The organism is Roseomonas sp. TS2 (genome assembly GCF_058833935.1).
The window spans coordinates 48,011-61,135 of record NZ_JCACVY010000001.1; the positions used below are offsets into that span (position 1 = coordinate 48,011).

Annotated in this window: 12 protein-coding genes; 6 read left to right on the forward strand and 6 right to left on the reverse strand. The window is 70.2% G+C overall.

What is annotated here, in order from left to right:
• Nucleotides 1-476 precede the first annotated feature (476 nt).
• Nucleotides 477-728: a DUF1127 domain-containing protein gene (locus ACZJYS_RS00215; RefSeq protein WP_211848929.1), complete on the reverse strand. Its 252-nt coding sequence runs from the start codon at nucleotides 726-728 to the stop codon at nucleotides 477-479.
• Between the two features lie 146 nt (nucleotides 729-874).
• Here ACZJYS_RS00215 and ACZJYS_RS00220 point away from each other — a divergent pair, with 146 nt between their 5' ends.
• The 6 genes from ACZJYS_RS00220 to ACZJYS_RS00245 all read left to right on the forward strand — a co-directional run bounded on the left by ACZJYS_RS00220 (nucleotide 875) and on the right by ACZJYS_RS00245 (nucleotide 9,971).
• Complete coding sequence (locus tag ACZJYS_RS00220; RefSeq protein ID WP_211848930.1) at nucleotides 875-1,789, forward strand: transcriptional regulator GcvA; 915 nt, start codon at nucleotides 875-877, stop codon at nucleotides 1,787-1,789.
• Nucleotides 1,786-2,922 (forward strand): MFS transporter, encoded by a 1,137-nt coding sequence (locus ACZJYS_RS00225; RefSeq protein WP_211848931.1) that lies wholly within the window; start codon nucleotides 1,786-1,788, stop codon nucleotides 2,920-2,922. Before ACZJYS_RS00220 ends, ACZJYS_RS00225 begins: the two co-directional genes overlap by 4 nt.
• 109 nt (nucleotides 2,923-3,031) lie before the next feature.
• Complete coding sequence (locus ACZJYS_RS00230) at nucleotides 3,032-3,466, forward strand: hypothetical protein (RefSeq protein WP_219764938.1); 435 nt, start codon at nucleotides 3,032-3,034, stop codon at nucleotides 3,464-3,466.
• A 48-nt stretch (nucleotides 3,467-3,514) separates the two neighbouring features.
• On the forward strand, nucleotides 3,515-5,026 hold the full coding sequence (locus ACZJYS_RS00235) for an efflux RND transporter periplasmic adaptor subunit (protein WP_211848933.1): 1,512 nt from the start codon (nucleotides 3,515-3,517) through the stop codon (nucleotides 5,024-5,026).
• Nucleotides 5,027-5,036: 10 nt separating this feature from the next.
• A complete protein-coding gene (locus ACZJYS_RS00240) occupies nucleotides 5,037-8,558 on the forward strand; it encodes an efflux RND transporter permease subunit (RefSeq protein ID WP_211848934.1) in 3,522 nt (1,173 codons plus the stop codon).
• A gap of 69 nt (nucleotides 8,559-8,627) precedes the next feature.
• Nucleotides 8,628-9,971: an MFS transporter gene (locus tag ACZJYS_RS00245; RefSeq protein ID WP_211848935.1), complete on the forward strand. Its 1,344-nt coding sequence runs from the start codon at nucleotides 8,628-8,630 to the stop codon at nucleotides 9,969-9,971.
• 161 nt (nucleotides 9,972-10,132) lie between these two features.
• On the opposite strand, the gene ACZJYS_RS00250 is transcribed toward ACZJYS_RS00245, so the two are convergent.
• The 5 genes from ACZJYS_RS00250 to ACZJYS_RS00270 all read right to left on the reverse strand — a co-directional run bounded on the left by ACZJYS_RS00250 (nucleotide 10,133) and on the right by ACZJYS_RS00270 (nucleotide 12,957).
• Nucleotides 10,133-11,125 (reverse strand): IS481 family transposase, encoded by a 993-nt coding sequence (locus tag ACZJYS_RS00250; RefSeq protein WP_219764937.1) that lies wholly within the window; start codon nucleotides 11,123-11,125, stop codon nucleotides 10,133-10,135.
• A gap of 73 nt (nucleotides 11,126-11,198) precedes the next feature.
• Complete coding sequence (locus ACZJYS_RS00255) at nucleotides 11,199-11,414, reverse strand: hypothetical protein (protein WP_211848937.1); 216 nt, start codon at nucleotides 11,412-11,414, stop codon at nucleotides 11,199-11,201.
• Nucleotides 11,407-12,441: a universal stress protein gene (locus ACZJYS_RS00260; protein ID WP_338148308.1), complete on the reverse strand. Its 1,035-nt coding sequence runs from the start codon at nucleotides 12,439-12,441 to the stop codon at nucleotides 11,407-11,409. The genes ACZJYS_RS00255 and ACZJYS_RS00260 overlap by 8 nt, the downstream gene beginning before the upstream one ends.
• Nucleotides 12,438-12,764: an ATPase inhibitor subunit zeta gene (locus ACZJYS_RS00265; protein ID WP_211848939.1), complete on the reverse strand. Its 327-nt coding sequence runs from the start codon at nucleotides 12,762-12,764 to the stop codon at nucleotides 12,438-12,440. The genes ACZJYS_RS00260 and ACZJYS_RS00265 overlap by 4 nt, the downstream gene beginning before the upstream one ends.
• Nucleotides 12,765-12,810: 46 nt before the next feature.
• Nucleotides 12,811-12,957, reverse strand: coding sequence for a hypothetical protein (locus ACZJYS_RS00270; RefSeq protein WP_219764936.1), 147 nt, complete (start codon nucleotides 12,955-12,957; stop codon nucleotides 12,811-12,813).
• Between the last annotated feature and the right edge of the window lie 168 nt (nucleotides 12,958-13,125).

The window sequence follows — 13,125 nt, forward strand, 5'->3', positions numbered from 1 at the left end:
CGCACCGAGAGTACGGCCGTGAAGCAGGCTTGAGTTTCGGACGCCTCACCCATTTTGTAACAAGCAAAGGGAAAGCGGTTGAGTCGACGAAATCGTTCAACCCGACGCCACAGTAAAACACGCGAAATCAATGCCTTGAAGCTTGTAGGAAAAATCCGTAAACCCTCAAGGTTTGGAGAATCTCTGCAACATTGGAGAGAAAACCTGCCCCCATTCCGGATCTGCACCATCAAGGTCGCGGCCAAAAACCGCAGGAAACCTGCGCCTCAGCGCGGTATCCTGCTTGGGAGAGACAAGTTGTGAGAAGGCCGACTGGAGCAGCGGTGGGAACCCGAATCTAACCTTCTCTGGCCTGAATTCACGGTCGTCTGATGCCGTAGAGGCCCGACGATCCGCACCAGTCGGCAAGTCAGGGTCTCCGCGGCTGCCACCGGACGGCGGGAGAAGTATCCCCGCCCATCCGGCAACCGGGCCGATCACTGCCGCCAGAAGGGCTTGCGGCATTCGGCTCGCGCCTCGGCGCGTGTCAGCCCGAGGTCTCGCAGAATATGGTCACTGACCACATCGAGGTCGGTGTAGCCGACCAGCGCGCGCCGCTCGCGATACCGCTGCATCCACAGTCTCACGAGCGCGACGAGGTGGGCGATCCGGTTCTCCGCCCGGTCGTGATCGACCATCGTTCCGCTCATGCCGATGGTCGGCCCGGCGGGTTCGATGGCGAGGCGCATGCTTGAACGCATTTCCGTTGCTCCTGTCCTGGCGACCTGCGGCCGCTCGCTGTTGAGGAGCCGGATGAATAAGGGCACGGTGCGATGGACGTCGAAGCATCGTTTCTCTAGCCTGCCCTAGTTTTCCTCATGCCCTCCCGGGTGCCATGCCGCGTCGCCTGCCGCCGCTGAATGCGCTGAAGGCCTTCGAGGCCGCCGCGCGGCACGAGAGCTTCACGCGCGCCGCCGAGGAGCTCTGCGTCACCCAGGGCGCCGTCAGCCACCAGGTCAAGGCACTGGAGGCGGGCCTCGGCCTGCGCCTGTTCGACCGCGGCACGCAGGGCCTGGTCATCACCGAGGCCGGGCGCGCCTATCTCGAAGTCGTGCGCGACGCCTTCGACCGCATCGCCTCCGGCACCGAGCGCCTGCTGGAACGCCAGGGGGCGGGCACGCTTACCGTCAGCACCTCCCCGAATTTCGCGTCGAAGTGGCTGGTCCATCGCCTCGGCCGTTTCGCGGAAGCGCATCCCGAAATCGAATTGCGCGTCAGCGCCTCGCTCCAGCACATCGACTTCGCGCGGGAGGATGTGGACCTCGCCATCCGCCACGGCGACGGATCCTGGCCGACGCTACACGCGACCCGGCTGTGCGAGGAAGCGCTGTTCCCCGTCTGCAGCCCGGCCTTGCTTCGTGGGCGCCGTCCGCTGCGCGCGCCAGCGGGACTGCATCACCACACGCTGCTGCACACCAACGACCGCCGCGACTGGTCGCGCTGGGTGGAGGAGGCCAGCGCCAAGGGCGTGGATGCCGGGCGCGGCCCGGTCTTCAACCAGGCGAGCATGACGATCGACGCGGCGGTGGACGGCCAGGGCGTGGCGCTGGCGCGCACAGCGCTTGCCGCCTGGGATTTGCTTTCGGGCCGGCTGGTGCAGCCCTTCGGCCCGCGCCTCGCGGTGCCTTATGGCTACTGGATCGTTGGACCCAGGGCGACATCCGGCCTGCCGAAAGTGATCGCCTTCCGCGACTGGCTGCTGCGCGAAGCGGCGGAGGACACGCGCCGGCTGCGGGAGATCCTGACGTGACTGTGGTGACGACGCGCCTGCTCTGGGCGCGCGCACTGCGCGACTTCGGTGACGGTTTCGTAGCGGTGCTCCTGCCGGTCTATCTGACCGCGCTCGGCCTCGGCCCGGCCGCCATCGGCCTGGTCGCGACGCTCGCGCTGCTGGGGTCGGCGCTGACGACGCTCGGCATCGGTGTGGTCAGTGGCCGGTTCGGGCAAAGACGCCTGCTGATGGCAGCCTCGGTCGTGATGGCGGCGAGCGGATTTGTCTTCGCGGCGACGGATGCACTCGCCATCATCCTCCTCGTCGCCCTGGTGGGCACGATCAATCCCTCGGCCGGCAGCGTCAGCATCTTCGTGCCGCTGGAGCATGCCGTGCTGACCCGCGCCGTGCCGGACGCGGAGCGCACGCGCAGCTTCGCTCGCTACAGCCTGGTCGGCGCCATGGCGGCGGCGTTGGGCGCGCTCGCCGCGGCCTCGCCGGATCTGCTGGCGCGGACCGGGCTGTCGGAGATCGTCGCGTTGCGCGCAATGTTCGTACTCTACGCCGCGCTCGGCATCGCCGGCGGGCTCGTCTATCGCAGCCTGCCGCGGGAGGCGCCGGCTGAGGTGGGCTCAGGCCACAGCGTTCTCGGCCCGTCGCGCGGCATTGTGGTGCGGCTCGCGGCTCTGTTCTGCGTCGATTCCTTCGCGGGCGGCTTCGCGGTACAGTCGCTGCTCGCGCTGTGGCTATTCGAGCGCTTCGACCTCTCGCTCGCCGAGGCCGGGCTGTTCTTTTTCTGGTCCGGCGTGCTCTCGGCCTTCTCCTTCCCAGTGGCGGCCTGGCTCGCCACCCGCATCGGCCTCGTGAACACCATGGTGTTCACCCACATCCCGTCCAGCCTCTGCCTGATCGGGGCCGCCTTCGCGCCGCAGGTGGAGGTCGCGCTCGGACTGCTGCTGCTGCGCGCGGCGCTGTCGCAGATGGATGTGCCGACGCGCTCCTCCTACGTCATGGCCGTGGTGACGCCCCCCGAGCGCACCGCCGCGGCCAGCTTCACGGCTGTGCCGCGCAGCCTGGCGGCGGCGGCAGGACCGGCGATTGCCGGGGCGATCTTTGCGGCAGGGTGGCAGGCGACGCCCTTCATCCTCTGCGGTGTCCTCAAGATCGCCTAGGACTTCGCCTTGCTGTGGGCGTTCCGTCAAATCCGCCCGCCGGAGGAACGCCAAGCCTAGAACGCTGCGTACTGGACAGACGCGGCGCGCGAATGCTACCCGCCGTCGCGTGCCGAAATCCGTTGTCCGCCGCGTCCGGATGCTGCTCGCTGCGCTCATGCTCCTGACCGGAGTGCTGGGCCAAGTGGGACATGCCTGGGCGCATCACGGTGGTCCCGACCCTGCGGCGGCTTGGCTCGCAGCCCTTCAGGCCGAACGCGACTGGCTCGCCGGTGGCGCCGCGGATAGCAACGATGCGTCGGTGCAGGTCTTCGGTACCGAGGGCCGCCACAGCCATGGCGACGGGCCCGCGCATCAGCATGACGGGCCGGACGGTCTCCTGGCCGACCACGCCCATGGGGTCGCCTTCCTGCTGCCCGCCGCATCGGGTCTGGCTCAACGTGACCTCGGCGCATCCATGACCCGGGCCTTGTTCGCCCGACTGTCCGGGGCGCCGTCCGGCAATCTCGACCGTCCGCCACGAGGCGACGCAGCGCTCGCCTGAGCCACCGGCGCCACCGCGCCGGCCCGCGTCGTTTCTCGTGGAGTTCCCATGCCTCATCTGCTGTCGCGCGCCCGTGCCGGGCTGCGCCGCCTTGCCCTGTGTTCACTCCTGCTTGCCACGCCCGCCTTTGCCGGCCCTGGCGGCCCTGACCACCAGCATGGTCCGGAACCCACCGCCACGGCCCTGCCGCAGAGCCCAAGGCTCGTAGCCGTCTCCGAGGCCTGGCAGCTCGTCGGCATCCTCAAGGGCGGCGCGCTGACGCTCTACCTGGACCGCCAGGAGGACAACGCGCCGGCCGCGGGCGTGACGCTCGACCTCGACATCGCGGGCCGGACGGTTCGCGCCGAGGCGCAGCCGGACGGCAGCTTCCGCATCCCGGCCGAGGCGCTCGGCACCGGGGAGATCGAGGTGCTCGCCACCATCGGCGGCGCGGCGCCCGACCTGCTGGTCGGCACCATCCGGGTCCCTGGCGCTGCGGCCGCACCCGCCGCGGCGCACGGTCACTCCCACGCCCTCAGTGATTTCTTGCACCGCCGCATCTCGGTCGAGACGGTGCTCATCGCCCTGGCCGCCACCGGCGCCGGCGCCCTTGCGATCGGCTTCCTGTTCGGCCGTCGCCGCGCCGGCATCGCGGTGCTGGCGCTGACGCTGCTGGCTGTCTCGCCCTCGACGGCGGGGCCGGGCGGCCCGGACCACAGCCATGGCCCCGAGACGGCAACCGCCGAGGACGGCGACGCGCCGCGCCGCCGCGCCGATGGCATGGTCTTCGTGCCAAAGCCGACGCAGCGCCTGCTCGAACTCCGCACGCGCCGCGTCGTGCCGGAGGAGACCGCGCGCCGCGTCACCCTTGCCGGCCGTGTGCTGCCGAGCCCGGACGCGCAGGCCGTCGTCCAGCCCGCGACCGCCGGCCGGATCGTCGCCATCGACGGCGCCCTGCCGCGGCGTGGCCAGGCGGTGCGCGCGGGCGATGCGCTCGCCCTCGTAGTGCCGTTCGCCGCCGCTACCGGCGAGATCGCCGGTGCGGAAACGCTGCGCGCGCCGGCCGATGGCGTGATCGCGACCGTTGCGTTGGCCCAGGGCCAGACGGTTTCGCCCGGCCAGACCCTGGTGGAGATCCTCGACCCCGCTCGCGTGCGGATCGAGGCCGAGGCCTTCGCGCCGCTGGCGCTCGCGCCCACTGCCGCCGCCAGCATCGAGGCGCGCGGCATGGCGCCGGTGCCGGCCGCCCTGCTCGGCCGCGCGCCCGCGCTCCGCGGCCAGACCGCGCTGCTCGACTTCGCGCCCCGCGCCGCGGACCATGGCCTCGAGATCGGCCGCCGCGTGCAGGTCGTGGTGGAACTGCCGGAGCGCCGCACCGCCATCATCCTGCCGCGCGACGCGGTGGTGCAGGCGCCGAACGGCCTGCCCGTGGTGTTCCGCCACGCCGAGCCGGAGCTGTTCGAGCCACGCATCGTGCGCTTCGAGCCGCTGGACGCGACCCGCGTCGCGATCCTGGCCGGCATCGAGCCGGGCGAGCAGATCCTCGTCCAGGGCGCCCTCCTCGTGAACCAGATCCGCTGAGGGGGCGCGCATGTTCAACTTCCTGGTCTCGGCCAGCCTTCGGCACCGCGTCGCGGTGCTGGCGGCGGCGGCGCTGCTCGTCGCCTATGGCCTCTATGTCCTGCCGCGCGTGCCGGTGGATGTCTTCCCCGACCTGACGCGGCCCTCCGTCACCATCATGACCGAGGCCGAGGGCCTCGCGCCGCCCGAGGTCGAGCGGCTGGTCACCGCGCCCGTCGAGGCAGCGCTGCGCGGCGCGCCGGGGCTGGCGCGCATCCGCTCCACCTCCGCGCCCGGCCTGTCCATCGTGCTCGCCGAATTCGAGTGGGCCGCCGACCTGACCGCAGCGCGTGCCGATGCGGCAGAACGCCTGACGCGCCTGCAGGGACGACTCCCGCCAGGCCTCGCTCCGCAGATGGGCGGCATCGGCACGGTGATGGGCGAGATCCTGCTCATCGCCGTGACCGCGTCCGGGCTCGATCCGGCCGGGCTGCGCGACGTGGTGGAGGCTCAGGTGCGCCCGCGCCTGCTCGAAGTTCCCGGCGTGGTGCAGGTGAACCCGATCGGCGGTGCCGTGCGGCAGATCCGCGTCAGCCCCGACATGGCCGCGCTGGCCGAGGCCGGTATCGGCATCGACGCCATCGCGCAGGCGATGGCCCGCGTTGGTGCCTCGGCCGGTGGCGGTTTCATCGAGAGCCGTGGCGTCGAGTTCGTGCTGCGCGCCAGCACACCGACGCCGGACCTCGACGCGCTGCGCGCCCTGCCGGTGGCAACCCCGCGCGGCGCGGTACCGCTCGGGACGGTCGCCGAGGTGGACTTCGCCACCCGCACCCGTCGCGGCGATGCCGGCTTCAACGGCCAGCCCGCCGTCATCCTCAGCGTCCAGAAGGCGCCGACCGCCGACACGCTGCCGACCACACGTGCGGTCGAGGCGCGGCTGGCGGAGGTGCAGGCGTCGCTCCCCGCCGGCGTCACCGCGAACCAGATCCAGTTCCGCCAGGCCGATTTCATCGAGACCTCGATCCGCAACCTGCGCATCGTGCTGATCGAAGCGGCGATCGCGGTGACGCTGGTGCTCGCCCTGTTCCTGCTGAACGGGCGGGCGACGGCGATCTCGCTGACGGCGATCCCGATCTCGATCCTCGTCACGGTACTGGTCTTCGACGCCTTTGGGCTGACGTTGAACACCATGACGCTGGGCGGGCTGGCGATCGCCATCGGCGAGCTGGTGGACGACGCGGTGGTGGATGTGGAGAACATCCTGCGCCGCCTGCGCCAGAATGCCGAGCGACCCAACCCGCTGCCATCGATGGTGGTGATCGCGCAGGCAAGCCAGGAGGTGCGCTCGGGCATCCTCTATGCGACCTTCATCATCGTACTGGTACTGCTGCCGCTCTTTGCGCTCGCCGGCCTGGAGGGGCGGCTGTTTGTCCCGCTCGGGGTCGCCTACATCGTCTCCATCCTGGCCTCGCTGCTGGTCTCCATCACAGTCACGCCGGCGCTGGCGAGCTTCCTGTTGGTAAAGGTGCCCAAGCGCGCGCATGGCGACACGCCTGTGCTGCGTGCGCTGAAGCGTGCGCAGGCGCGCGTGCTTCAGGGCGCCTTCCGCCGGCCGCGCCTGGTGATCTGCGGCGTGGCGGGGGCGGTGGCGCTGGCGGCAGTCGGTGCCGTGCTGCTGCCGCGCGCCTTCCTGCCGCCCTTCAACGAGGGCACGGCCCTGGTCGGCATGCGTTTTGAGTCGGGCATCGGCCTCGAGCAGAGCCAGCGTCTCGGCCTGATCGCCGAGCGCCTGGTGATGCAGGTGCCGGAGGTGGTGAGCGTGGGCCGTCGCACCGGCCGCGCTGAGCTCGACCCGCATGCCGAGGGCGTGCACGCGGCCGAGATCGACGTGACGCTCCGCCGCTCCGACCGCCCGCGCGAGACTGTGTTCGCCGAGATCCGAGAACGGCTCGCGGTGCTGCCAGCCTCGGTGGTGATGGGCCAACCGATCAGCCACCGCATCGACCACATGCTCTCCGGCGTGCGGGCGGCGCTGTCGTTCAAGGTGTTCGGCGAGGATCAGGAGGCGGCACGCATCGTGGCCCAAGGGCTGCGCGCGCGCATGCAGGCCATCCCAGGCCTGGTGGACATCAATGTCGAGGCGCAGACGCTGGTGCCGCAGGTCGAGATCCGCGTTGACCCGGCCGCCGCCGCGCTGCACGGGCTGACGCCGCAGGCCGTCACCGCGGCGGTCGAGGCGCTGGCCGGCGGCCGCGTGCTCGGCGCGCTCGGGGAGGGTACGCGGCGGACCGAGATCGTCCTCCGCCTGCCTGAGGCGGGGCGCAATGCCGACGCGCTGCGCGACCTGCTCGTGCCGACGCCGCATGGCGCGGTGCCGCTGGAGCGCCTCGCCGAGGTGGTCGAGACCACGGTGACGAACCAGATCCTGCGCGAGGACGGCGCGCGGCGCATCGTCGTCTATGCGAACAGCGACGGCTCGCGCGACATGGCGGCGCTCGCCGCCGATCTAGCGCGGCTGGTGGCCGAGCCCGCGCCACCACCCGGCATCCGCATCGTGCTGGACGGCACCTTCCGCGCGCAGGAGGCGGCAAGCCGGGCCATCGCCATCCTCGGCGCGGTCTCGGCGCTGCTGGTCCTGCTGGTGCTGTGGCAGCGCTACCGCTCCGTCGTGCTTGCGCTGATCGTGCTGGCGGTAGTCCCGATGGGCCTTGTCGGCGCCGTCGCGGCGTTGTGGATCGCGGGGCAGCCGCTCTCGGTCGCTTCGATGATCGGCTTCGTGACGCTCGTCGGCATCGCGGCGCGCAACGGCATCCTGAAGGTCTCGCACTGGATCAACCTGGCGTTGCATGAGGGCGAGACCTTCGGGCCCGGCCTCGTCCTCCGCGGGACGCTGGAACGGCTAGGGCCGGTACTGATGACCGCGCTGTCGGCCGGGCTTGCGCTGGTGCCGCTGATGATCGGCGCCGGCGAAGCGGGGCGCGAGATCCTGCACCCCGTGGCGGTGACGATCTTCGGTGGGCTGGTCACCGCGACCCTATTCGACGCGGTGCTGACGCCGGTGCTGTTCCTGCTGTTCGGGCGGCGTCCGCTCGAACGCCTGATCGCCGCGCGCGATGCGGCGGCTGAGGCCGGCGCTGCGCCCGGCCACCACCTTCTGAACCCGAAAGGAGAGACCCCGATGAACCGACGCATGATCCTGGCCGGCTTCGCCGTTACCCTTGCTACCCCGGCGCTCGCCCAGCAGCGCGAGCGACGCGGCCCGAATGGTGGGCTGCTCGCCGGGAGCGACGGACATGAGGTGGAACTGGTCGCCAATGGCACGGCGATCCGCGTCTACCTGGTGAATCACGGCCGTGTGGCGCCGCCGCGCAGCGGGGCGACGGCGCGGATGGTGATCCAGGAAGGCCAGGCGAACCGCACGGCGGCGCTCACGGCCAGCGGCGACGGCTTCTCCGCCACGCTGGAGACGCCGATCACGCCAGGCGCCCGCGTGGTGGTCACCGGCCGCATGCCGGACGGCCACACCGTCCAGGCGCGCTATGTGATGCCCTGATGCACACGCACGGCCGGTGCCGAGCGGCGCCGGCCGGACTACGCTAGGCTAATTCGCTCGGAGGACGCCGTGCTGTCGCCGCTGTCGAACCTGACCTACCGCCACCTGTTCCTGGCCCAGGTGTTGTCGCTGCTCGGCACCGGGCTAGCGACGGTCGCGCTCGGCCTGCTGGCCTACGAACTGGCAGGCGCCGATGCCGGTGCAGTGCTCGGCACGGCGCTCGCGATCAAGATGATCGCCTATGTCGGCATCGCGCCCGTCGCCGGCGCCTTCGTCCACCTGGTGCCGCGGCGCAGCCTGCTGGTGACACTCGATCTCCTGCGCGCCGGTGTCGCGGTCTGCCTGCCCTTCGTCACCGAGATCTGGCAGGTCTACCTGCTGATCTTCCTGCTGCAGGCGGGCTCGGCCGCCTTCACGCCGACCTTCCAGGCGACCATCCCCGACATCCTGCCGGAGGAGGCGGAGTACACGAAGGCGCTGTCGCTTTCGCGCCTCGCCTACGACCTCGAGGCGCTGGCGAGCCCCGCCATCGCCGCGGCCCTGCTTGGCGTGATCGGTTTCCACTGGCTGTTCGGGCTGAACGCGCTGGGCTTCCTCGCGTCTGCAGTGCTGGTGCTGTCGGTGGTGCTGCCCTCGCCGAAGCCACCGACGACTTCCGAGGGTGCCTGGGGGCGCACGACGCGCGGGGCGCGCATCTATCTCGCGACGCCGCGGCTGCGCGGTTTGCTGGCGTTGAACCTCGCCGCGGCCGCGGCGGGCGCGATGGTGATCGTGAACACCGTGGTGCTGGTGCGGGCCGGCTTCGGCCTCGGCGAGCGAGAAGTGGCCTGGACTTTGGCCGCTTACGGCCTGGGCTCCATGGTCGCGGCGCTCGCCCTGCCGCACCTGCTCGGCGATCGGATGACCGACCGGAGCGCGATGCTGGCCGGCGCCGCGCTCCTGGTCACTGGGCTGCTGCTGGCGCCCCTGGTGCCGTCATGGCCGGTGCTGCTGCCGGTCTGGGCGCTGCTCGGCCTCGGCAACGGGCTTGTGCTGACGCCGAGCGGGCGGCTGCTGCGGCGCTCCGCGCATCCCGGCGACCGGCCGGCGCTGTTCGCCGCACAGTTCGCACTGAGCCACGCCTGCTGGCTGCTGACCTATCCGCTGGCCGGCGGCCTCGGCGCAGCGATCGGGCTCGGGCCCACTTTCCTGGTGCTGGCCGTGCTGGCGGTGGCAGGGCTCGGTGCGGCGGCGGCGCTGTGGCCGCGGGATGACCCGGAGGAGATCGAGCACGACCATGCTGGCCTCCCACCGGAGCACCCGCATCGCGCAGCTGAGCACCAGCCGCTCGTGACCGGGCCGGACGGCTTCCGGCACCGGCATGCCTTCGTGATCGACGAGCTGCATCCAGAGTGGCCGGCCAGGACGCGGTAGCGGGATGGCTCTTCGCTGCCGAACCGAGCTGACCGCTCCGCGGTGACCCGAGCGACACAGCCGGCGCCCTGAACAGCAAGATCACCGAAGGCCGCTCATCTTTGCGCGCCTCTCCACGACCAAGGCATTCGGCGATTGCGAACCGACCAATCCAGCGATTCTTAGATGTTTGGTCCCGGCATTTCGTGGTGCGGATTTGCCGTGAACCGGTGAGGTTCTGCGGCCCATGAACGGCAAATGAACTCGTAGGGGGTGAGGCCCTTCAGGGTCTTGAGCCGCCGGGCGTAGTTGTAGGCGTCGAGGAACAGGGCGAGGTGACCGCGGAGCTCGTCGTGGCTGCTGTAGTGGTAGCGCCGGACGGTGGCCTCCTTGAGCGTCCTGTTCATCCTCTCGACCTGGCCGTTTGTCCACGGGTGGTAGGGCTTGGTCAGGCGGTGCTCGACTTGGTTCTGAGCGCAGGCGAGTTCGAAGGAATGGGCGCGGAAGATCTCGCCGCGGTCGATCGCCTCGCGGATGAGCGGTGCGGCCGAGGCAATGTTGCCCGGCGAGGTGAAGTGCTGGCCGTTGTCGGTGAGCACGGCGTGCACGCGGTAAGGCACGGCCTGCAGCAGGGCGCGCAGGAAGTCGGCGGCGATGCGCGTGGTGGCGCGCTCGTGCAGTTGGGCAAAGGCGAACTTCGAGGTGCGGTCGATGGCCACGAAAAGGTGGAGCTTGCCCTGTTCGGTCCTGACCTCGGCTATGTCGATGTGAAAGTAGCCGATCGGATAGGCCTTGAAGCGCTTGCGGACCGGCTTGTCGCCCTCGGTCTCGGGCAGGCGCGAGATGCCGTGGCGCTGGAGGCAGCGATGCAGAGCCGAGCGCGTCAGGTGCGGGATGCTGGGCTGCAGGGCATAGAGGCAGTCGTCCAGCGGCAGCAGGGTGTGGCGGCGGAAGGCGACTATGATCGCCTCCTCGTCGGCCGAGAGGGTGGTTGAGCGCGGCTGGGCCGGGCCCGTGCGCCGATCAGCGACGTCGCCTCGCGCCCGCCACTTGGCGATGGTTTTCGGGTTCACGCCATGCCGGCGGGCCAAAGCCCTCAGGCTCTCTTGACTATGCTGGATCGCGCGACGGACCGCCTCAGTCGTGCGGGCGCAGCCGTGAAGAACCTGGCCCATAGCGCATCTCTCCATGCCGGCGAGAAGACTGCACCATCAAAGCCTGGGACCAAACATCTAGAGCGCGCTGCGTTTACACGGAAGCGTAGCCTGCACCCCGCTTGCCGATGGTGAGTTCCACGACCACCAGCGGCACGCCCAACGCCAGCGCGATCAAAAGGTTCACCAGCAGAAAGGCGCCGCCGTTCTCCCCGGCCAAGTAGGCGAATCGCCAGATGTTTCCGAGGCCTGCGGCCGCGCCGATGGCGGCAAAAATTAGCCCGCTTCTGCTACCCCATTGCTCACCCATTCCCGCTCAGGCGAGGACCCGCAGAGGCGCCGCCCGCGCCAATCGTGGCGGACAGCGCGCGCGGCTCGCGGACAATCATCACGTCGCAATGCAGGCAGATGAGGAGACGTTCGGCGGTGCTGCCCATCAGGATGCCGAAGCGACCGCTTCGGCCATGCGTCCCCATCACGACGAGGTCGATGTCGTTGTCCCAGACATGCGTTCCGATCACGCTCTCGGCTGTTCCGTAGCGGATCAGGTACTCCATCTGCTCCAGCCTGTCTGGCGGTGCGCCCACGCTCGGCAGGAACGCCGCACGCTGACGCTCGGCATCCGCCAGCAACTCCGCCTCATGCGCCGCGCGGCTGATGAAGCCTTCGAACGGCACGCGGTACGCATGCGCCAGTATCATCCGGGCATCCGGGAATACGCTCAGTGCCTGCCGCAAGGCGTGGGCGGAAGTCTCCGAAAAGTCGGAGGCGACGACCACCGTCGGGTAGGCGCGCCAAGGGCGCATCTTCACGATCAGTACAGGCATCGGCGCACGATGGACCAGCCTCTCGACCGTCGTGCCGAGCACCGCTCGGGCAAGGTTTCCGCTGCGGGCTATGCCGGTGACGATCAGCTCGCAGTCGAGTTCGTTCGCCGTGCGCAGGATGATCTCCGCGGGATCCCCCCGCTCGATCACGATCTCCGCTTCGACGTCATGATTGCGCGTGGCGGCGCGGAGGTGACGCTCGGCAAGCGCCCGCACCGAACCGCCGGGAACCGGTTCGGGGCCTTGCTCCGGCTCATTGCCTTCCAGCACATACAGCACATGCAGTTTGGCACCCCAGGCCGATGCCAGCATCACTGCGCGGTCCAGGGCGCGGTCGCAGCGGCAGCTGAGATCCGTCGCGAGGAGCAGGCTTCGCGGCGGACTACCTAGCCCGGCATCCCGCCGTTCTGAGTCTTTCTGCATCGCACAACCTCCGTTTCCATCTCGGGCGCCCATCGCGCCGTCTGTGGCCGCCTGCGCTGGCGGCGGTGCTGCCACCGAATGGATCATAGCAGGTGCAACACGGTTTCGGCGTAAGCGCGGCGCTGCGCGACGGTCAGCTCGGAGCGCAGTGCCTCATCGCCGACGCAGCAACCTGCCGCGTCGAAATCGGCGGCAAGCTTGTGGATCACGTCGGCATCGCCCGGTTCGGCATGATCCACCCACATGACGTCTAGCGCATAGCGGGGCAGTTCCGCCTCGGGAAGGCCGAGCCGACGCCCCGCCCAGAGCCCGATGAGCAGGTTCCGCCTCGCCCTGGGGCTCTCGGCCGTTGCCTGCTCCAGGCTATGCAGTGTGATGTCGGCGGCGAGGGCGGTCTGAATCTGGGTCATCAAGTGATCTCCTCTACGTGGTTGTTGCTCCGGCGCCATGGTCCCGTCATGTCCCGCCCGTCGCGATCAGGAACAGCCCCGAGGATACGGCGCGTCCGAGCGAACCCGGACACGACCGCCCATGAAGGCGAGCCACATCCGGGCCGGGATTGCCGGGCCAGTCGGCGGACAGGATCGAGTCGAGGACGTCCATGCGGGCAGCGGGCTCCAGATCGAGGTACGGCGGCCCAGCGTGGCGTCGCATCGGACGGCAGGGCAGCCGGGCACCGTCCCGCGGAAGACATCGCCGCGCCGGCCGCCCTGGGCAAGGCGGGGTACGGCCGCCCCGTGCGGTTCCGCACGTGCAAGTTGGGCAGTTCCT